At 72.3% G+C, this 20118-nt stretch carries 19 protein-coding genes and 1 rRNA gene; 10 read left to right on the forward strand and 10 right to left on the reverse strand.

What is annotated here, in order from left to right:
• Positions 1-50 precede the first annotated feature (50 nt).
• The 3 genes from BKA00_RS17865 to BKA00_RS17875 all read right to left on the reverse strand — a co-directional run bounded on the left by BKA00_RS17865 (position 51) and on the right by BKA00_RS17875 (position 2984).
• On the reverse strand, positions 51-1418 hold the full coding sequence (locus BKA00_RS17865; RefSeq protein WP_185026466.1) for an FAD-binding oxidoreductase: 1368 nt from the start codon (positions 1416-1418) through the stop codon (positions 51-53).
• A gap of 229 nt (positions 1419-1647) precedes the next feature.
• Complete coding sequence (locus tag BKA00_RS17870; RefSeq protein ID WP_185026468.1) at positions 1648-2166, reverse strand: DUF1707 and DUF4870 domain-containing protein; 519 nt, start codon at positions 2164-2166, stop codon at positions 1648-1650.
• Between the two features lie 35 nt (positions 2167-2201).
• Positions 2202-2984 carry a polysaccharide deacetylase family protein gene (locus tag BKA00_RS17875; protein WP_230298693.1) on the reverse strand — a complete coding sequence of 261 codons (783 nt, stop codon included), beginning with the start codon at positions 2982-2984 and terminating at the stop codon, positions 2202-2204.
• A 199-nt stretch (positions 2985-3183) separates the two neighbouring features.
• Here BKA00_RS17875 and BKA00_RS17880 point away from each other — a divergent pair, with 199 nt between their 5' ends.
• Positions 3184-3555, forward strand: a complete 372-nt coding sequence (locus BKA00_RS17880; protein WP_185026472.1) for a hypothetical protein — start codon at positions 3184-3186, stop codon at positions 3553-3555.
• A gap of 63 nt (positions 3556-3618) precedes the next feature.
• On the opposite strand, the gene BKA00_RS17885 is transcribed toward BKA00_RS17880, so the two are convergent.
• Positions 3619-4587 carry a DUF4192 domain-containing protein gene (locus BKA00_RS17885; protein WP_185026474.1) on the reverse strand — a complete coding sequence of 323 codons (969 nt, stop codon included), beginning with the start codon at positions 4585-4587 and terminating at the stop codon, positions 3619-3621.
• Between the two features lie 180 nt (positions 4588-4767).
• Here BKA00_RS17885 and BKA00_RS17890 point away from each other — a divergent pair, with 180 nt between their 5' ends.
• Positions 4768-6819 carry an ATP-dependent DNA helicase gene (locus tag BKA00_RS17890; RefSeq protein ID WP_185034399.1) on the forward strand — a complete coding sequence of 684 codons (2052 nt, stop codon included), beginning with the start codon at positions 4768-4770 and terminating at the stop codon, positions 6817-6819.
• Here the strand turns inward: BKA00_RS17890 and BKA00_RS17895 are convergent.
• The 3 genes from BKA00_RS17895 to BKA00_RS17905 all read right to left on the reverse strand — a co-directional run bounded on the left by BKA00_RS17895 (position 6816) and on the right by BKA00_RS17905 (position 11454).
• Complete coding sequence (locus BKA00_RS17895; protein WP_185026477.1) at positions 6816-8027, reverse strand: pyridoxal phosphate-dependent aminotransferase; 1212 nt, start codon at positions 8025-8027, stop codon at positions 6816-6818. The genes BKA00_RS17890 and BKA00_RS17895 overlap by 4 nt on opposite strands.
• A gap of 143 nt (positions 8028-8170) precedes the next feature.
• On the reverse strand, positions 8171-10681 hold the full coding sequence (locus BKA00_RS17900) for an ABC transporter permease (RefSeq protein ID WP_221493195.1): 2511 nt from the start codon (positions 10679-10681) through the stop codon (positions 8171-8173).
• On the reverse strand, positions 10678-11454 hold the full coding sequence (locus tag BKA00_RS17905) for an ABC transporter ATP-binding protein (RefSeq protein WP_185026479.1): 777 nt from the start codon (positions 11452-11454) through the stop codon (positions 10678-10680). The genes BKA00_RS17900 and BKA00_RS17905 overlap by 4 nt, the downstream gene beginning before the upstream one ends.
• 212 nt (positions 11455-11666) lie before the next feature.
• On the opposite strand from BKA00_RS17905, the gene BKA00_RS17910 reads away from it, so the two are divergent.
• From BKA00_RS17910 to BKA00_RS17925, 4 genes are all read left to right on the forward strand, one after another.
• Positions 11667-12341 (forward strand): TetR/AcrR family transcriptional regulator, encoded by a 675-nt coding sequence (locus tag BKA00_RS17910; RefSeq protein ID WP_230298692.1) that lies wholly within the window; start codon positions 11667-11669, stop codon positions 12339-12341.
• 58 nt (positions 12342-12399) lie between these two features.
• Complete coding sequence (locus BKA00_RS17915; RefSeq protein ID WP_185026482.1) at positions 12400-13401, forward strand: AurF N-oxygenase family protein; 1002 nt, start codon at positions 12400-12402, stop codon at positions 13399-13401.
• A gap of 196 nt (positions 13402-13597) precedes the next feature.
• Positions 13598-14416 (forward strand): SDR family NAD(P)-dependent oxidoreductase, encoded by an 819-nt coding sequence (locus BKA00_RS17920; protein WP_185026483.1) that lies wholly within the window; start codon positions 13598-13600, stop codon positions 14414-14416.
• 135 nt (positions 14417-14551) lie between these two features.
• Positions 14552-15043 (forward strand): 2-thiouracil desulfurase family protein, encoded by a 492-nt coding sequence (locus BKA00_RS17925; protein ID WP_185026485.1) that lies wholly within the window; start codon positions 14552-14554, stop codon positions 15041-15043.
• A 28-nt stretch (positions 15044-15071) separates the two neighbouring features.
• Here BKA00_RS17925 and BKA00_RS17930 read toward each other — a convergent pair whose 3' ends face one another.
• Complete coding sequence (locus BKA00_RS17930) at positions 15072-15701, reverse strand: TetR/AcrR family transcriptional regulator (RefSeq protein ID WP_185026487.1); 630 nt, start codon at positions 15699-15701, stop codon at positions 15072-15074.
• 78 nt (positions 15702-15779) lie between these two features.
• Here BKA00_RS17930 and BKA00_RS17935 point away from each other — a divergent pair, with 78 nt between their 5' ends.
• On the forward strand, positions 15780-16496 hold the full coding sequence (locus BKA00_RS17935; RefSeq protein ID WP_185026489.1) for an SDR family oxidoreductase: 717 nt from the start codon (positions 15780-15782) through the stop codon (positions 16494-16496).
• Here the strand turns inward: BKA00_RS17935 and BKA00_RS17940 are convergent.
• A complete protein-coding gene (locus BKA00_RS17940) occupies positions 16448-17368 on the reverse strand; it encodes a helix-turn-helix transcriptional regulator (RefSeq protein ID WP_185026491.1) in 921 nt (306 codons plus the stop codon). The genes BKA00_RS17935 and BKA00_RS17940 overlap by 49 nt on opposite strands.
• Before the next feature lie 166 nt (positions 17369-17534).
• Here BKA00_RS17940 and BKA00_RS17945 point away from each other — a divergent pair, with 166 nt between their 5' ends.
• From BKA00_RS17945 to BKA00_RS17955, 3 genes are all read left to right on the forward strand, one after another.
• A complete protein-coding gene (locus BKA00_RS17945) occupies positions 17535-19001 on the forward strand; it encodes an MFS transporter (protein WP_185026493.1) in 1467 nt (488 codons plus the stop codon).
• Between the two features lie 125 nt (positions 19002-19126).
• Positions 19127-19408, forward strand: coding sequence for an ArsR/SmtB family transcription factor (locus BKA00_RS17950; protein ID WP_185034402.1), 282 nt, complete (start codon positions 19127-19129; stop codon positions 19406-19408).
• Positions 19409-19442: 34 nt separating this feature from the next.
• Entirely contained in the window at positions 19443-19832 is a 390-nt protein-coding gene (locus BKA00_RS17955) for a VOC family protein (protein ID WP_185026495.1), read from the forward strand.
• 61 nt (positions 19833-19893) lie between these two features.
• On the opposite strand, the gene rrf is transcribed toward BKA00_RS17955, so the two are convergent.
• Positions 19894-20010: ribosomal RNA gene (gene rrf / locus BKA00_RS17960) — 5S ribosomal RNA — on the reverse strand.
• Positions 20011-20118 lie beyond the last annotated feature (108 nt).

Below are 20118 nucleotides of genomic sequence, written 5' to 3' on the forward strand. Positions count from 1 at the left end.
GGCGGTCGGCCGCCTCCCGCGCGGGGCTCCCCCGAACTGCGGGCGCCTGGTCAGCGTCCGCGCACGCACTTGTCGTAGAGGTCCAGCAGCCGCCCGCGCGGGTCGTAGACCCCCTTGAGCCGCCGGTAGCTCTCCCCGTCGTAGTACTTCCAGAACTCGTCCCGGCCGTAGAAGGCGGTCGAGTAGAGGGACTTGTGGCCGTCGAGGGCCGCGACCTTACGCTCGATGAGCCGGTTGTGGTACTCGGGGATCTGCCCCGGCGGGATCCGCACCGTCCCCCAGAAACCGGCGTTCACGTAGGGGCGGCCCACGTCGAGCGGGTACAGCGGCCACCGTTCCTTCGCACGCAGCGGGCACAGCCAGATCGGGCTCATGCCGACCTTGTCGTGGAAGAACTCCAGGAACTCCGGAAGCCGTTCGACCGGCACCTCGATGTCCTGGATGACGTCCTCGCGCGGCCGCAGCCCCCGCCACCGCTCCGCCCGGGCGACGATGTGGTACCGGCGGTCGTAGGCGACCAGCTTGCGGTACACGTCGGAGCGCTTGAACTTGTCGGGCCACAGCCGCCGGACGGTCGGGTTCTGCACGCCGAACGCGCCCGAGCACCAGAACCAGTCGGTGTCCCAGCGCCAGATGTAGTCGCGGATCGTGAGGAAGTCGACGGACCGCTGCCGGATCGACCTGTAGTAGATCTTCTGGCCGGTGTAGTCCGAGGTGTAGGGCGCGGAGTCGGCGAAGAAGCCGAGCGTGATGTACTGCTCGTCCGCGCCGAAGACCGTCCCGTCCATGAAGTCGACGGTCTCGTCCTCGAACGTCCCGGACTCGGTGATCTCCCCCAGGACGCGGGCGAGCTCGGCCGCGTCGGTGAACCGCAGGTGCCGCAGCCGGACATAGGGCCGGACGGGGCGCAGCTCGATCTTCAACCGGAGGCTGTAGCCGAGCGTCCCGTAGGAGTTCGGGAAGCCGTAGAACAGGTCCTGGTGCTCGTTGTCGCGCGTGGCCGTGACGATCCGCCCGTCGCCGGTGAGGACCTCCAGCTCCAGGACGCCCTCGTGGGGCAGCCCGTCCCGGAACGACGTCGACTCGATGCCGAGCCCGGTCACCGCCCCGCCCAGCGTGATCGTCTTCAGCTGGGGGACGACCGTCGGCATCAGTCCGTGCGGCAGCGTCGCGTCGACCAGGTCCTCGTAGGTCGTCATGCCCTGGACCTGCGCGGTCCGCTCGTCCGGGTCGACGCCCAGCACCTTGTCGAAGCCGGAGACGTCCAGGCCGGGCGCCGCCGAGGGGTCGCGCCACCGGAACAGGTTCGAGGTCCGCTTGGCCAGCCGCACCGCAGTGCCCTCCGGGATGGCCTCGTAGGACCTCCTGAGCGCCTCCACCGCCTGCTGGTGATCGCCCTTGACCGCAAGCTCCGTCATCTACCCCTCCCTCGCATAGTTAATCGATCATCCCATGCATGGTCCACATAACTCGGACGTTAAAGGAGTCACAGGTAGGGAGGGGAATAAACCCACGGGCGTGCGCATAGGCGTCGTTCCATCTCCTGGAGGCGGCGGGCCGCGCTCGACGCGGCCACGTCAACCCTCCCCGGAGGCGTACTCCGACAAACCCGAGCCGCGTTCAACGCCGGGCTCGCGCGGCCCCTGGTTACTTCACCAGGCGCAGGATCCACGGATAGCGGAACTCCTGACCGGTCAGCGCGAAGACGGCCGCGACCGCCGACAGCACCCACGCCACCGCGTACGCGACCCCGCCGACGCCGAAGGTGACGATCGTGAGCAGCAGCAGCGTCACCTGGAAGTTCACGGCCTCCGCCGCCTGCCGCCGGACGTAGGCCGACCGCTTGCCGCTCAGCAGCATCAGCACGAGCGGGCCGACGAACAGCGTGGGGACGGCGACCGCGTGCGCGGCGGCGGCCAGCATCCGGTCCTCGCCCGTGGCGGCCCCGCCCTCGACCGCCGCGGGCCGCGCGGGGACGGGCACCAGATCGAGGAGCACGGCGCCGAGGTCGTTGCGCGTCTTGGCCGTCATCGCCAGCTGCACGCGCACGTCGAACTCGTCCTCGTCGAGCCGCCCCTCGGCGTAGGACTCCTGAAGCCGCTGGATGACCGGTTCCCGCTCGGCGTCCGAGACCCGCAGATCCCCCGCCGCGTAACTGCTGTTCATACGCCCATGCTCCGCGCGGCGCCGCCGCGGGGCCATCAGGGAAGACCCTGAGGATCCCCTGATTCGCGCTGGACGTACTCCTTCCCGGGTGCCAGGCGCCCGCCGAACAGCTCGGGCACCGTGACGAACACGTACCCCTCGGCCGCCAGCCGGTCGATGATCTTCGGGACGGCCTTCACGCTCGTCGGATGGATGTCGTGCATCAGCACGATGTAGCCGGGCCGCGCCGCCTTCAGCACCCGCTTCTCGACGTAGGCGGTGTCGCGGTGCTCCCAGTCGAGGGGGTCGACCGTCCACAGCACCTGCGCCAGCCCCAGCTCCCGCGTGATCTTCGTCAGCCGCTCGGAGGTCGACCCGTAGGGCGGCCTGAGCAGCGTCGGCGTGACCCCGGACGCCCGCCGGATCGCGTCCTGCGTCCGGGTCAGCTCGTCCATGATCTTCTTGTGGGACGCCCGCCCGAGGTCGGCGTGCGTGTAGCTGTGGTCGGCGATCTCGTGCCCGGCCTCCAGCTCGCGCCGCACCAGCTCCGGATGCTTCGCGGCGTTCTCGCCCACGATGAAGAACGTCGCCCTGACCCTGCGTGCGTCGAGGATGTCCAGAAGCTCCGCGGTGCTCTCCGCGGGCCCGTCGTCGAACGTCAGCGCCAGGCACTTGGCCCGGGCGCAGTCGGGGGGCGGCGGCTTCGGAGGCGCCGCCGGTCTCGGCGCGGCCCTCACCTTGGGGGGCTCGGCCCGCGCGAGGGGCCTCACCTCGCCCTGGGCCGGGGTGAGGGTGCTCAGGAGCCCGAGCACCGAGACCGTGAGCACGGCCCCGGCCACTCGCCGAACAAGGTTCGGCCCGTCCATCGACACCCCCGTGTGATGATCCCCCGAAGGCGCCAGTCTAGGGCGCGGCCCCCCGGCCGGCCGTGGTCACCGCCGCTGTGTCGGGAACCGGCGTGCCTCCGGTCTCGTTGTCGTCGTACACGCCAGCCCGCTCGGGAGCCGTTCCGGGCGGGACCAGCCGACGGGGTGAGGGATGAGGTTCCGGGACCGGTTCGGGATCCGCAGGCACCGCGGGTCCACGGTGACCAAGCTCGACAGGGAGGCGACGGACTCCGACATCGAGGCGCTGATCGCCTTCGCCCGCGCCCGCCGCGGCGTCGAGTTCTTCGTCGAGCCCGAGACGTACGCCACCGACACCACGGCCGTCGCCGTCGCCCACGACGGCGAGTGGACCCGCCGCCGCGTCGGCTCCCCCAAGGTCATCGGCAGGGTGGCCCGCGACCTCGGACTGCCCGTCTACGACGTCCAGATCGTCGGGTACCCGCCTCGCATGCGCGCCTGGAACGACCGCAACCGCGACCGCCGCATCGACCCCGGCACCCCCGGCCAGGCCGTCTCCTCCTGACCCCCTGTCCCGGACGGCGCCCCTCCGGCGAGGGAGTGCGCGAAGAGCCGCCGGTGCGCACGGTCAGCCGGCCTTCTGGCGGTCGGCGCGCGGAGGGTCGGCCTCGCGCATGCGGAGTTTGGCGGGCGAGATGCCTGCGTTGACCACTTCGCGGAGGATGACGGCCATGGAGTAGGCGGGGTCGGCGTCCAGGGCTCGTTGCAGGGCGACGTTCGCCAGGCCTCCGTCGCCGGCGGAGTAGGCGGCGAAGGCCAGCAGGGACGCGGGCGCCGGGACGCGCGCCGGGTCGACGCGTCGGACGATGTCGCGCCAGAAGGCGATGTCGGCGGCCGGCGCGTCCTCGTCGAGGCGGATCCAGGTCTCGTCGCGGACGCGCGGGTCGGTGAGGAGGACGCCGAGCCAGGCGACCTCCTCGTCGGTCGGGCGGGTGCCGGTGCGGGCGCGGGCGAGCAGCGCGAGGACGAAGGCGAGGTCGTCTTCGGGGGACGAGGGCGGGCGGGCCAGGTAGCGCCGCTCGGCGCCTTCGGCGGCGCGGCGCATGGCGGCGCGGTCGGGGCCTTCGGGCGGCCGGACGGAGGCGACCAGCTCGGCGCGGTCGGCCAGGGCGACGTGGCCTCCGAAGGTCGCCTCGGCGGCGACGGTGCTGGCGTAGATGTCATACGGGGTCCCTTCGGGTGGGCAGCAGACGTCGTCGCAGGTGAGCGACCACCAGCGGCCGTCGGCGACGCGGATGGCCTCGGCGACGGGGACGCCCGCGGCGGCCAGGGCCGCGCGCATGGGCCGGGCGGCCTCCGCCACCTCGCGGGCCGGGCCGTACCCGAGCAGCAGCGAGCGGGCGAAGCCGTTGCCGGCAAGGACGGCCGCGACGCGTCCGGCGGGGCCCGGCGACGGTAAGTCGAGCCGGACCGCGCACGTGCCGCCGGACCGCCCCTCGAAGCCGATGACGACGAGACTGCGCGAGGGGTGGAAGCCGAGCAGGTAGGGGACGGCCGCGATGGCGTCCTGGGCTGAGCGGAGCACCAGTGATGTCATGTGCCGAGGGTTTCAGGGGCGGCGCTGGGGCCGCCGCGGCTCGCGGAACTGTGGATAACCCCCGGGCGATCCGGGACGCGGTCGCGCGGGACGGGACGCGGGTGTCGGCCGCGGGCGGTAGCGTTGGGCGACGTGCCCGCCCCTGATCTGCTGACCGGCAGCGAGACCCAGATTCCGGACATGGCGACCCTGCTCGCCGCGGCCGTCGCGTCCGTCGGGGGCGCCGAGCGCCCCGGGCAGGTGGCGATGGCGCGGGCGGTCGAGAGGGCCATCGACTCCGGGGAGCACGTCGCCGCGCAGGCGGGCACGGGGACGGGCAAGTCGCTCGCCTATCTGGTCCCCGCGATCCGCCATGCCGTCAAGGACAAGACGACCGTGGTGGTGTCCACGGCGACGATCGCGTTGCAGCGGCAGCTCGTCGACCGCGACCTGCCCCGGCTCGCCGAGGCCCTCGGGCCGCTGCTCGGGACGGAGCTGAAGTTCGCGATCCTCAAGGGCCGCCGCAACTACCTGTGCCTGCACCGGGTACAGACGGGCGTGCCCGAGGAGGAGGACGGCGGGCCGAGCCTGTTCGACCCGCAGCAGCTGTCCTCGCTCGGACGCCAGGTCAAGCGCCTGAACGAGTGGGCCGAGGAGACCACGACCGGCGACCGCGACGAGCTCGTGCCGGGGGTCGGCGAGCAGGCGTGGCGGCAGGTCGCCGTGACGGCGAAGGAGTGCCTGGGCGCGCAGCGGTGCCCGCAGGGGAGCGAGTGCTTCGCCGAGCTGGCGCGGGCGCAGGCCGGCGAGGCGCACATCGTCGTCACCAACCACGCGCTGCTGGCCATCGACGCCCTGGAGGAGTTCCAGGTCCTGCCCGAGCACGACGTGGTGATCGTGGACGAGGCCCACGAGCTGGTCGACCGGGTCACCTCGGTCGCGACCGGCGATCTGAGCGCGGCCGGCGTGGAGACGGCCGCGCGGCGCTGCGGGCGGCTGACCGAGGAGCACCTCGCCGACCGGCTCAAGGAGGCCGCCGAAGGGCTCGGCCTTCTGCTGGAGGAGATGCCCGCCGGCCGTATGGACGTCCTGTCCGGCGCCCTGGGCAACACCCTGGCGTCCGTGCGGGACGCCGCGCACGCCTGCGTCACGGCGCTCGGCCCGGAGAAGAAGGACGCCGACCCCGGCGACATGGCCGCGCGCAAGGCGGCGCGGTCCTCGCTTGAGGAGCTGCACGACACGGCCGTGCGGATCCTGGAGGCGTTCCAGCCCGAGATGGCGCAGCGCTTCGACGTGGTGTGGCTGGAGAAGCCGTTCGTCCAGGAAGGGCGCCCGAAGCGGCCGCCGGCGCTGCACGTGGCGCCGATCGGCGTCGGGGGGCTGCTGCGCACGACGCTGTTCGAGCAGCGCACCGCGGTCCTCACGTCGGCGACCCTCACGCTGGGCGGGTCGTTCGAGCCGCTCGCCCGCCAGTGGGGGCTGCCGCCGCTCGGCGAGGGCGGCCCGAAGGACGCCAGGACCGCCGCCGAGGGCCTCGCGCGGACCGCCACGGAGAAGGGCGAGGAGACCGAGGTCGTCTGGTCGGGGCTCGACGTCGGTTCGCCGTTCGACCATCCGAAGGCGGGCATCCTGTACGTCGCCCGGCATCTGCCGCAGCCGGGGCGGGACGGCCTCGCCGACGCCTACCTCACCGAGATCACCGAGCTGATCGAGGCGGCGGGCGGGCGGACGCTCGGCCTGTTCTCCTCGATGCGCGCCGCGCGCCAGGCCGCCGACGAGCTGAAGGACCACCTGTCCCACCCCCTGCTCTGCCAGGGCGAGGACTCCACGTCCCTGCTGGTGAAGCAGTTCGCCGAGGACGAGCGGACCTGCCTGTTCGGCACCCTGTCGCTCTGGCAGGGCGTGGACGTCCCCGGCCCGTCGCTGCAGCTCGTCATCATGGACCGCATCCCGTTCCCGCGCCCCGACGACCCGGTGTCGTCGGCGCGGTCCCGGGCCGTCGCGGCGCGCGGCGGCAACGGGTTCATGGCGGTCGCGGCGACGCACGCGGCGCTGCTGCTCGCGCAGGGCGCGGGCCGGCTGCTGCGCTCGATGGACGACCGCGGCGTGGTCGCCGTCCTCGACCCCCGGCTCGCCACGGCCCGCTACGGCGGCTTCCTCAAGAACTCGCTGCCTCCGTTCTGGGCGACCACGGATCCCGCCGTCGTCCGCGGCGCGCTCCGCCGCCTCGACGCCGCCGCGGCGCAGCCCTAGCCGCGGTAGGCGGAGAGGAACTCGCCGATCCGCCCGACGGCGTCCTCCAGGTCGTCGGCGTACTGCAGGGTGACGATCCGGAAGTGGTCGGTGGACGGCCAGTTGAACCCGGTCCCCTGGACGATGAGGAGCTTCTGCTGCTCCAGCAGGTCGAGGGCGAAGCGCATGTCGTCCTTGATCGGGTACATCTCCGGATCCAGGCGCGGGAAGACGTAGAGGGCGCCCGTGGGCTTGACGCAGCTGACGCCCGGCAGGTCGTTCAGCAGTTTCCACGCGCGGTCGCGCTGCTCGCCGAGGCGCCCGGTCGGCAGGACGAGGTCGTCGATGCTCTGGTAGCCGCCGAGCGCGGCCTGGATGGCGTGCTGCCCGGGGACGTTCGGGCACAGCCGCATGTTGGCGAGGATGTCGAGGCCCTCGATGTAGGACTCGGCGTGCTCCTTCGGCCCGGACAGCACCACCCATCCAGAGCGGAACCCGGCGACGCGGTAGTTCTTGGACAGGCCGCCGAAGGTGAGGCACAGCAGGTCGGGGGCCAGGGACGCGATCGGGACGTGCTCGGCGTCGTCGTAGAGGATCCGGTCGTAGATCTCGTCCGCGAAGATGATCAGGTTGCGGCGGCGGGCGACCTCGACGATGCGCGAGAGCACCTCGCGCGAGTAGACGGCGCCGGTCGGGTTGTTCGGGTTGATGATCACCAGGGCGCGGGTGCGGTCACCGATCTTGGACTCGATGTCGTCCAGGCTCGGCTGCCACCCGTCGTCCTCGTCGCACAGGTAGTGGACGGGCGTGCCCCCGCACAGCGACACCGACGCCGTCCACAGCGGGTAGTCGGGCGTCGGGATGAGGACCTCGTCGCCGTCGTTGAGCAGCGCCTGCAGCGTCATGACGATGAGCTCGGAGACGCCGTTGCCGAGGTAGACGTCCTCGACGTCGACGCCCGCGACGCCGCTGTCCTCGAAGCGCTGCACGATGGCGCGGCGGGCGGCGAGGATGCCCTTGGAGTCGCTGTAGCCGTGCGCCTCCGGCAGGTTGCGGATCATGTCCTGGAGGAGTTCGGGCGGGGCCTCGAACCCGAAGGGGGCCGGGTTGCCGATGTGCAGCTTGAGGATCTTGCTGCCCTCGTTCTCCAGCTGCTTGGCGCGCTTGAGGACCGGCCCGCGGATGTCGTAACAGACGTTGGTCAGCTTGCCCGACTGGTTGACCTGCATGGACTTACCTTAGCCACGGCCCGCGCGCGACACGCGGCCCGCCCCGCGACGGCCTCGCGACCTGGGAGGACGCCCCGTTCCCCGGGCGTGGCGCCGGGGAACGGGGGCGGCCGCGCCCCGGACGGCGCCGTCGCGGGGCGCCGTCACGGGGCGGCGATGGCGGACAGGATCGCCGGCCGGGCCGCGCGCCGGGCGGGACGGATCGCGGCGAGCGCCCCGGCGGCCGCGCCGACCACGGCGATGACCGCGACCTGCGCGAGGGGCGGCGCGAACGGGTTGCCGAGGGCGGCGCCGAGGCCCCAGCCCAGGAACACGCCGAGGACGAGCCCGCCGCCGGTGCCGAACAGCGCCACGATGACCGATTCCCAGCGCACCATCGACCGGATCTGCGGGCGCGTCGCGCCGACCGCGCGGAGCAGGCCGAGCTCGCGGGTCCGCTCGTGGACGGCGAGCGACAGCGTGTTGGCGATGCCGAGCAGCGCGACGACGATGGCCAGGATCAGCATCCCGTAGACGACGCCGATGAAGCCGGCCATCTCCTCGGTCTGCGCCGCCACGAACTCGTCCCGCGACTCCACCTCGGGCGCCCCGTACGGCTTGGCCAGCGCGGTGAGGGCCTGCCGCGCGGACGCGACCGACGCGCCGGGCTTCAGCTCGACGAACGCCCTGGTGTCCAGCGGCTGCCTGGTGTGCGCGTCCCACACCGACCGCGGGACGAGGTAGTCGCCGGTCAGGTCGGTGTTGCCGTAGACGGCGCCGACGGTGAGCTTCTGCGAGGCACCGTCCGCGAACGTCACACCGACCGCGGTACCCACGCGCCAGCCGTTGTCGTCCGCGGCCTTCTTCGAGACAGCGAACGTACCGGCGTCGTTGAGGCCGCCTTGGGTGACGTCCAGATCGAGGACGCGACGCAGACTGGACGGATCGGCGACACTGACGGTGGACGGCGCGCCGTCCACCCGCATGCTGCCGGGGCCCATCCCGGCGACGTCGCCCACCTGGGGCAGTTTCGCCGCTTCCCGCACGAGCGAGGTGGCGAACCCACCGGTCTCGTTGGTGCCCGCGTCCACGACGATCGGGCCCTTGAACGACCCGGCCACGCCGTCCTCCAGGGAGGCGCGCAGCGATCCGAGGAACACCGTCATCAGCGTGACGACCCCGACGCCGATCATCAGCGCGGTCGCCGCCCCGGCCGTGCGCGCCGGGCTGCGGGCGGCGTTGTCGCGCGCGAGCCTGCCGGGCACGCCGCGCAGCCGCGCCGCGGGCCCCCCGAGCAGCACCGCGGCGGGGCGGGCAGCGACGGGGCCGAGCACGACCAGCGACACGACGGTCACCACCGCGCCCGCGGCCGCCATCGCCGTCTGCCCGGTGACCGCGCCGAACGCGACGGTGCCGACCGCCACGGCCCCGAAGACGCCGCCGACGATGAGGCGGGTCTCCGACGGCCGGGACGCCTCGGCGGAGACCTCGCGCAGCGCGGCCAGCGGCGGCACCCGCGACGCCTTCAGCGCCGGGCCGAGCGCGGCGGCCAGCGTGACCAGCAGCCCGACCGGGACCGCGATCATGACCGTGGTGGCGGCGACGGCGAGGCCCTCCAGCGCGATCCCGATGCGGAAGCGGAGGAACAGCTCCCGCAGCAGGGCGGCGAACCCGAGCCCGCCGGCGAGCCCCGCGAGGGTCGCGGCGGCGCCGGTCACCAGCGCCTCGAAGCCGACGATGGTGACGACCTGCCGGCGACCGGCGCCGAGCGCGCGGAGCAGGGCCGACTCCCGGGTCCGCTGCGCCATCGTGATCGCGAACGTGTTGTGGATGCTGAACGCCGCGACCAGCAGCGCCACCCCGCCGAACGCGGCCAAAACGGTCCGGAACACGCGCAGGAAGCCGTTCTGGACGAGGCTCATGCCCTCCTCGACCTGCGCCTTCTTCGTGAGGACCTGAACCCCGGCGGGCAGCACTGCCCGCACGCGGGAGGCCAGTTCCGCCTGGTCCACTCCGTCCCGCGCGCGGACGGAGACCCCGCTGATGCGGTCGGCGCCCTTCGCGACGTGCCTGCGGGCGCCTTCTAGGGAGAACGCCGTGAACGACGTCTCGCCGAAGGCCTCCTCGTCGCCGAACATGCTGATGCCGACGACGGTCACCGGCACCTTCTCCGGCGTGAGCACGGCCGTCCGGTCGCCGACCCTCAGGCGGCCCTCGTCGGCGAACATCCTGTCGATGACGACCTCGTCCGGCGCGCGGGGCGCCCGCCCTTCGGCGAGCCGGTAGGGGTTGAGCTTCGGATCGGTCTTCCAGTTGCCCGCCGTCCGGGGGCCGCGCGACGCGATCACCGTGCCGTCCCTGGCGAGCAGCTGCCCCGACCCCTCGATGGTCGGCTCGGCGGCGGCGACGCCCTCCACTCCGCGCACCCTGTCCAGGATGGAGGCGTCGATCCGCCCGCGCGCGCCCCACGGCGCGTCGCTCACCCTCGTCGCGTTCCTGACGACCACGTCCGTGTCGCCGTAAGCGCTGGAGACGTACCCGTCGATGCTCGCCGCGAGGGTGTCGCCCAGCACGAGCGTCCCGGTCAGGAACGTCACGCCGAGGAAGACCGCCACCAGGGAGCCGGCCATGCGGCGCTTGCGTCCCCACAGCTCCTTGAAGACGAGGCCGATCACCGGTCGTCCCCCAGTCCCCGCATGCGGTCGAGGACGCGGTCGGCCGTGGGGGCGTCCATGACGTCCACGACCCGGCCGTCGGCGAGGAACACCACCGCGTCCGCGTGCCCGGCGGCGACCGGGTCGTGGGTGACCATGGCCACGGTCTGGCCGAGGTGGTCCACGGCGTCGCGCAGGAGCGCCAGCACCTCGGCGCCGGTGCGGGAATCGAGGTTGCCGGTCGGCTCGTCCGCGAACACGATCTGCGGGCGGGTGACCAGGGCGCGCGCCAGCGCCACCCGCTGCTGCTGGCCGCCCGACATCTCCGACGGGCGGTGCGACAGCCGGTCCCCCAGCTTCAGGACGCGGACGACCGTGTCCAGCCACTCCCGCTCCGGGCCCGCCCCCGCGAGGGTCAGGGGCAGGAGGATGTTGTCGCGGGCCGTCAGGGTGGGGAGCAGGTTGAACGCCTGGAACACGAACCCGATCCGCTCGCGCCTGAGCCGGGTCAGGCGGCGGTCCGACAGCGCCCCGAGCTCCTGGCCGCCGACGTAGACCTTGCCTGACGTCGCGTCCTCCAGACCCGCGACGCAGTGCATGAGCGTGGACTTCCCGGCCCCGGACGGACCCATGATCGCGGTGAACCGCCCGGCCGGGAACTCCACGCTGACGTCGTCGAGGGCCCGCACCGCCATGGCGCCGGACCCGTACACCTTGCCGAGGCCCACCGTGCGGGCGCCGCCCGCGTCGGCGCCCTCGCCGATCGATCGTCTTGCTTCCGCTGCGTTTCCCATGACCGGGATCGTGGCCTCACGCCACGGGGCCCGTCGTCGGGCCAGGAGATGCACTGCTCCTGCTCCCCGGGGCGGTCTCGGGGGCCGCCGGGTACGTCCCGCGCGGTACGCGGCGGACACACGAAGATCAATAAGACGCGGCGTCCAATTGTGACGCGGGCAACATACATGCAGGCTTGATTGCATGTATGTCGCGCTCGTACCTTCGAGGCGTGTCAGTAAGCAGCCGCAGACGTCACCGGCTCGCGCCCCCCGGGCGGCGAACGCAGGAGGAGCGCCGGTCCCGCACGCAGGCCAGGCTCCTGGAGGCCACCACGGAGTGCCTGGTGGACCTCGGCTGGGCCGGGACGTCCACCACGGAGGTGGCGCGCCGCGCCGGCGTCTCGCGCGGGGCGCAGCAGCACCACTACCCGACGAAGATGGTCCTCGTCGCCGCGGCGCTGGAGCACCTGCTGGAGGCGCAGCGCCTGGCCTACGAGACGGCCTTCGCGGTGCTGCCCGCGGAGCGGCGCAACGTGTCGGGGGCGCTCGACCTCCTCTGGGAGGTGTTCCGCGGCCGTCCGGCCAAGGCCCTCATGGAGCTGGCGGTGGCGGCCCGCACCGACGACGAGCTGCGGCCGCTGTGCCGCGACCTGAACGAGCGGATCCTCCAGGTGATCACGGAGACGTTCGAGCGGCTGTTCCCCGACAACACCCTTCCCCCCGACTTCGTCTCGACGACGCTGCGGACCCTGTTCGCCATGTTCGTCGGGCTGTCCATCCAGAACGCGCTGGACGACGACGCCGACGGCCACCAGGCCGCCGTGCTGCGCCAGGTCAAGGACGTCGCGCAGCTGATCGTCCCCGAGCGGGGCACGGGGGAGGCCCGGCCCCGCACCGGCCCCTAGCCCCGTCCCGTCACGCACCGGCCCCGGCCGACCGCACCACCCCGAGGGAGCGTCCCCCATGCCGAAAGCCCCCACCGAACTCGCCGACGAGGTCCGCGAGCAGGTCAAGGACAAGAAGTCGTACCTCGGCGTCATCGACCGCCTGAACAAGGCCTCGGTCGACAAGCACTGGGAGGCCTACGCCGACATCCCTTGGGACGACCCCGAGTTCCTCGTCGACAAGAACGACCCGCGCTGGGTGCTGCCGCCGTTCGACCGCCTCGGGGAGACGGAGTGGTACCAGTCGCAGCCGCAGGAGATCCGGTCGCAGATCGGCCTGTGGCGCGTCGCCACCGCCATGAAGATCGGGCTGCAGTTCGAGAACCTGCTGAAGCGCGGGCTGCTCAACTACGCCTACCGGCTGCCGAACGGCCGGCCCGAGTTCCGGTACGTCTACCACGAGACGACCGAGGAATGTCACCACGGCATGATGTTCCAGGAGTTCGTGAACCGGACGAAGATGCCGATCCGCGGCATGCCGCGGTCGCTCAGCCTCATCGCGCAGGCGGCCCCGTGGATCCCGCTGGTCAGCACCGAGATGTTCTTCATCTTCGTGCTCGGCGGCGAGGACCCCATCGACTACGTCCAGCGCAAGTCCCTCAAGGGCGGGCACATCAAGCACCCCCTGGAGGAGACCATCATGAAGATCCACATCGCGGAGGAGGCCCGGCACATCTCGTTCGCCCGGCACTACCTCAAGCACCGGGTCCCGAACATGCACCCGGTCCGCCGCCGGATCCTCGGCATCGCCACGCCCGTCGTCCTCGGCGTGATGGCGCGGATCATGCTGTCCCCGCCCGGGCCGATGGTGCGGCACTTCGACATCCCGAAGGACGTCGTCCGCGCCGCCTACAAGAACGACGCCGCGCAGGCGGAGGTCTCCAACTCGGTCGGCAAGATCCGCGACCTGATGGCCGAGCTCGGCGTCATCACCCCGCTGAGCAAGCAGGTCTGGAAGGCCTTCGGCATCTGGGACGAGCCCAAGCAGCGGCGCGCCGTCGCGCCGGCCAGGGCCGCGTGAGCACGGCCCGCCGGCGCCTCCGGACCGAGCGGCGGGACGAGCCGGCGGCGGCGAACTCATCGTCCCGGTGAGTACCGGCGGCCCGCGCCGCCCCCTAGAATCCACGCAATTGAACAGAAGATCCAATTAGTCGGCGCGGTCCGGGCTCGCTCCACCCACGAGCCCGGGCCCGCCGACCACCCGAGCGGAGCGCGCAATGAGCATCGCGATCGTGACCGGAGGAGCGTCCGGCATCGGCCGTGCGATCGCCACGTCCCTGGTGGCGCGCGGCGACACCGTCGTGGTCACCGACATCAACGCCGAGGGCGCCGCGCAGGTCGCCGACAAGCTGAACACCCTCGGCAAGGGCAAGGCCGTCTCCGCGCCCCTCGACGTCACCGACGCCGACGCCGTCACCGGCCTCTACAAGGGCGTCAGGGCCGACCACGGGCGGCTCGACCTGGTGTTCAACAACGCGGGCATCGCGGTCGGCGGGCTGGCCGAGGAACTCACCCTCGACCACTGGAACCGCGCCATCGACATCAACCTGAAGGGCGTCGTGCACGGCGTCCACGCCGCCTACCCGATCATGCTGGAGCAGGGCCGCGGCCACATCGTCAACACCGCCTCGCTCGCCGGGCTCGTCCCGATGCCGATCGGCATCCCCTACACCGCCACCAAGCACGCCGTCGTCGGCCTCTCCCTCGGCCTGCGCGCCGAGGCCGCCGGGCGCGGCGTCAAGGTCAGCGTGGTGTGCCCGAGCTTCGTGGACACCCCGCTGCTGCACAACATCAACCCCGACCTGCCCGAGACCCCGCTGAGCGGCGACGCCACCGGCGACATCGCGAAGGCGGCCCCGCGCCTCTACACGGCCGAGAAGCTCGCCCGCGACATCATGCGCGGCGTCGCCAGGAACCAGGCCCTCATCGTCGCGCCCGCCCACGGCCGCCTCGCCTGGCGCGGCGTCCGCCTCAACCCGGGCGCGGCCGTCCGCGTCGCCCAGATCGCCGTCAACCGCATCCGCGCCGGCAAGTAGGACGGCCGCCCTTTTCGCGCCTTCGACCCGCGACGTCTTCGGACGTCGCGGGTCGAAAGGCGTGGCACCCGCACCAGCGGACGCGGCCCAGCCTCTGTACGGGCGCTGGGACGCGGCCCGCATAGGCTGGGCGGCGTGGAACGCATCCTGGTCAGCTCGTGCCTTGCCGGGCGGCCCGTCCGCTACGACGGGGCGGCCAAGCCGGTGGCCGGCGGCCCCTTCGAGCGCTGGCGCGCCGAGGGCCGCCTCGTTCCGTTCTGCCCCGAGGTGTCGGGCGGTCTGCCGATCCCCCGCCCGCCCGCCGAGATCGTCGGCGGCTCCGGCGGCGACGTCCTCGACGGCACGGCCCGCGTCCTCACCGGCGGCGGCGCCGACGTCACCGGCGAGTTCCTCCGCGGCGCCCGCCTGGCCCTGGAGACCGCGCGGCGCTCCGGCGCCCGTCTCGCCCTGCTCAAGGAGGGCAGCCCGTCCTGCGGCGGCCACCGCGTCTACGACGGCACCTTCACCGGCACGTCCGTCCCCGGCTCCGGCGTGACGACCGCCCTCCTGCGCCGCTCAGGCATCCACGTCTTCACCGAGGACGAACTGGACGCACTGCAAGCCCTCCTGAACGACCTGGAAGCCTGAACCCAGGAGAGGCACCAGCGCACCGGCGTCAATCCATGAACCGGGCGACCTGCTCGGGGGTCAGCGCCGGGACGGGCAGCGGCCGCGCCGCCTCGGCGCGCAGCCCGTCGAGGAAGAACCCGAGGCAGCGCCGCCAGGCGTCGGGCGCGCCGTCCGCCGACTCCCGGATCACCTGCGACATCGCCCACATCAGCGTCACGACGTCCTGCGGCTCGAAGTCGGGGCGCAGGCCACCGGCCTCCTTGGCCCGGGCCATGATCTTCACCAGGTGGTCGAATCCCCGATGGCAGGCCGTGTCCAGTTCGGGGGCGAGCGGGAAGCGCCGGGCGAGCGCGTCGTTGAGCCCGCGGTCCTCGGCCTGCAGCGCGAACAGCCCCTCGATGTAGGCGACGAACCCGCTCCATGGATCGGGATCGGCCAGGGACCGCTCGACGATCTCGTCCAGCGCGGCCAGGCGGGCGGGGAAGATGGCGTCGAAAAGGTTCTCGCGCGCGGGGAAGTGGTTGTAGAGCGTGCCGATGCTCACGCCCGCCCTCCGCGCGACCTCTTCCAGCGGCGCGTCGAGGCCGCGCTCCCCGAACACGGCCGCGGCGGCGGCCACCAGCTTGTCCCGATTCCGCACGGCGTCCGCCCGAAGCGGCCTGCTCTTCCCGGCCATGCCTCCATCCTATGAAGTTGAGGGCACCCTCAAGTTTCGTGTTAAATTGAGGCCAACCTCAACTTACAGGAGTTGCGCATGTCCTCCACGACCGTCGTCATCGGGGCCGGACCTGGTCTCGGCATGTCCGTCGCCCACCGCTTCGGCCGCGAAGGCCACAAGATCGTGCTCATGTCGAGGAACGGGGCGCGCCACCCCGGCTACATCGCGGCGCTGGAGGCCGAGGGCGTCGAGGCCGCGGCCATCGCGGCGGACGTCCGCGACCGCGACGCGCTGCTCGCCGCGCTCGGCGGGATCGGCCGCGTCGACGTCGTCTACTACGGCCCCGGCGCGGCGGATCTGAACGCCCGGCCCGTTCCCATCACCTCGACGGACGTGCCGGCCGCCCAGGAGGCGATGCGCTCGGTGTATCCCGCGATCGACGTGGTGGGCGCCGTCCTGCCCGGGATGCTGGAGCGCGGCGGCGGCGGGCTGCTGTTCGCGGGCGGTCTCAGCGCGGTCGTCCCGATGCCCATGCTCGGCGGCCTCGCGCTCTCCTCGGCGGCCCTGCGGAACTACGCCCTGACGCTCAACGCGGCCCTGACCGAGACAGGGATCTACGCCGGGACGCTGACGATCGGCGGCCTGATCGAACGCGGCGACATCCACCGGATGGTGACGTCCCAGCAGGACGGCCTGGACGGCTTGGACGGCCTCGGCATCCCCACCCTCGATCCAGACACCATCGCCGACACCGCGTGGGACCTCTACGCCAAGCGCGACCGCGCCGAGGCGGTCTTCAACGCGCTGGCCTGAACGCCGCCATCAGGCCGGCCGGTCCCGCCGGCCTGGCCCGTGAGCAGGGTCAGGGCCTCGGCCGAAGGGGTGCCGGGAGTGGCCGTGAACACGGCCATGCGCTGGCCCTCGTCGTTGGACAGCTCCATGATCTCGTTGTTGAGCGTCATCGCCCCCACCAGCGGATGCCGGAACTCGCGCGTGTACCGGACGGCGCAGTCCTGAACCGGATGCGCCGCCCACAGGGACGCGAACTCGGGGCTGTGCACGGTGAGCTCGCCGACGAGGCCGGTCAGCTCCGCGTCGTGGGGGTAGCGGACGGCCGTCATGCGCACGTCCGCGACCGTGTCCCGGGCCTTGGTCCGCCAGTCGGCGTACAGCTCGCGGGTGTGCGGATCCAGGAAGACGAGGCGCGCGATGTTGGGACGTCCATGGGGCTGCTCGGGCGCCTCGAACGGCAGGTGCCCGGCGAGCAGCGCGTGGGCGGCGCGGTTCCAGGCGAGCACGTCGTAGCGGCGGCCCATGATCAGCGCGGGGGTGTCGCCGAACGCGCCGATCATGAGCCGGACGGCAGGGCGCAGCCGCTCCGGCCGCGGACGCCTGCGCGGCGCGGTCTTCTGGCGGGCGAGGCTCCGCAGGTGGGCGAGCTCCGTCTCGTCCAGCCGCAGCACGCGGGCGATCGCGTCGAGGACGGCCTCCGAGGCGTTGGGGCTCTGCCCCTGCTCCAGGCGTGTGTAGTACCCGGCGCTGACGCCCGCGAGCTGCGCCAGCTCCTCGCGGCGCAGCCCCGGCACGCGCCGCCGCCCGCCGTGGTCGGGCAGACCCACGTCCTCGGGACGCAGTCGTGCGCGACGGCTGCGCAGGAACTCGCCGAGTTCGGACCGTTGCTCCATGCCCTCCAGCATGCTCGCTTCCGGCCCGCTTTGCCTGCACCTGTCAGGTGTAGGCACCGGAGGGGTGCTTCCAGCAGGGGGCTGGGTAGCGCTCGCGGTTCGCCGGAGGGTGGGTCGTGCCGGGACGCCGACATGGGTCCCGGCACGACACATCGAAAGGGCGAACATGACGGACGACTCGATCCGGCACGCGCGTTCCAGGGCACTCGGCCGCCGCGGATGGCTGGTCCTGCTCACCCTGTGCGGCGCCACGTTCATGACAGGGCTGGACTACTCGGTCGTGACCGTGGCGCTCCCAGAGATAGGGCGCAGCCTGGGGTTCGCCGGCACTGGTTCTCTGCAGTGGGTCGCGACGGCCTGCCTGCTGCCGACCGCGAGCCTGCTGCCCCTGTTCGGCCGCGTCTCCGACATCGTCGGGCGCCGCCGGCTGTTCATCCTCGGAGTCGTCCTGTTCGGCGGCTTCTCCCTGGTGGCGGCAGCGGCGAACGGTCCGGCACCACTGATCGCCGCCCGCGCGGGCCAGGGCGCGTCCGCCGCGATGATCACCCCGACCGCCGTCGCGCTGATGACGGCGGCGTTCCCCGAAGGACCCCGCCGGACGCGGGCACTGGGCGTCAACGGCGCGGTGCTGTCGCTCGGATTCGTCCTCGGCACCCTGGGCGGCGGCATCATCACCAGCGGGCTGAACTGGCGCTGGACCATGCTGTTCCTGGCCGCCATCAGCGGCCTGGTGCTGCTCGGCACGAAGACCCTGCCGCGCGGCACCGGCACTCGCGCCGCGGCCCGCCTGGACGTTCCCGGTGCCGTACTGGCGAGCATCGGCCTGTTCGCTCTGGCCTATGGCATTTCGACGGGCGCGGACGCGGGGTGGGCGAGCCCGCCGACGCTGGGGTCGTTCTCTCTGGCCGTCCTCTGCCTTGGCGCGTTTCTCCTGGCGGAGCGGCGGCACCCAGCCCCGCTGATCCCACTGGGCCTGCTGAACAGGCCGACGGTGAAGTGGGGCGGCCTCGTCGGGTTCGTCACCCTCGGCATGTGCGGCGGAACGACGGTCCTTCTCAGCCTCTACATGCAGGACGTGCTCGGCTACTCGCCTCTCGCCACGGGCGCCGGCTTCCTCGCGGAAGGCGTCGCGGCCCTCGTCGCGGGGCTTCTGGCCGCCCGCCTGATCACAGCGCTGGGCAGGGGCCGCGCCATGAGCCTCGGCCTCGCCGTTCAGGGCATCGGTACCGGCGCCATGGCCCTCCTCCCCGCGGCGGGCGGACTCCCGCTGCTGCTCGCCACGTCCGGCGCGATGGGCTTCGGCCATGTCCTGACGGTCGTCTCCTTTATCACCGCCATGACGTCCGGGCTGCGGGACGACGAGCAGGGCACCGCAGGCGGCCTCTCGCAGTTGCCGCAGTTCCTCGGCGGCATCGGCACGGCCGGCCTGGCGGCCATCGTCACGGCGCGCACGGGTGCGCTCTCGTCGACGACGGACCCGATCCACGCCACCTTGGGCGGCCTGCACGCGGCGACCCTCGCGGCCGGTGTCATCTGCCTGGCCGCCACCGCCCTACCGCTGCTCCTCCGGCCGGCGCCCCTCGGCTCGATCGCCGCGGCTCGCAGGGCCAGCACACATCGCGCCTCCTCGTAGGCCGGCGTGAACGATCGCGGGGATACCGGTCGGCGCTGCGAGGCACCAGATCGACCCGCCGCGCCACCCGCGGTCGATCTTGACAGGCAAGCCGTGACTTGCATAACGTTGGGTGAGTGGGAGACATGTTCAAGGCATTGGCCGACCCCACCCGGCGCACCATCCTCGACGAGCTGACCCGCCAGAACGGCCAGACTCTCTTCGAGATCTGCGGCCGGTTGACGACCGCGCACGGGCTCGGCTCGTCACGGCAGGCGATCTCGCAGCATCTCGACGTCCTCGAGGCCGCCGGACTGGTCGAGACCAGACGCGAGGGCCGGTACAAGTTCCACTACATCAACACCGGCCCGCTCCAGTACATCGTCGAGCGGTGGCTCGGCCGGCCCTCGGGCCCCGAGCGTCCGTGACGGCGGCACCGTCGAAGGCAGAAAGGGAACCGAGATGAGAATCAACCTGACAAGCGTGTTCGTGGACGATCAGGAGAAGGCCCTGCGGTTCTACACCGACATCCTGGGCTTCGAGAAGATGCACGACGTCCCCCTCGGCGAGGACCGGTGGCTGACGGTGGTGTCCCCGAAGGACCCGGGCGGCCCGAATCTGCTGCTCGAGCCGAGCAGCCACCCCGCCGTGAAGCCGTTCAAGGAGGCGCTCGTCGCCGATGGCATTCCGTTCGCCTCGTTCGACGTCGACGACGTCAAGTCCGAGTACGACCGGCTGCGCGGTCTCGGCGTCCGCTTCATCCAGGAGCCCGTCGAGATGGGCCCCGTCGTCACTGCCGTCCTGGACGACACGTGCGGCAACCTGATCCAGATCGCCCACCGGCCCATCTGACCGCCCGCCACGACAAATGAGAAAGGCCCCGCCGTGACGGCGGGGCCTTTCTGCAATATGTGTCCGGCGGTGTCCTACTCTCCCACACGGTCTCCCATGCAGTACCATCGGCGCTGAAGGGCTTAACTTCCGGGTTCGGGATGGGACCGGGTGTTTCCCCCTCGCCAAAACCACCGAACGTCTCAACGCACCATCCCCACAAACACCAAGGGGGGCGTGCAAATCCACGTCCGAACCATTCGGCTCAGAATTCACTTATCAAAACAGCGGTCACCCAGTTGTTTCC

Source organism: Actinomadura coerulea (assembly GCF_014208105.1).
Classification (GTDB): domain Bacteria; phylum Actinomycetota; class Actinomycetes; order Streptosporangiales; family Streptosporangiaceae; genus Spirillospora; species Spirillospora coerulea.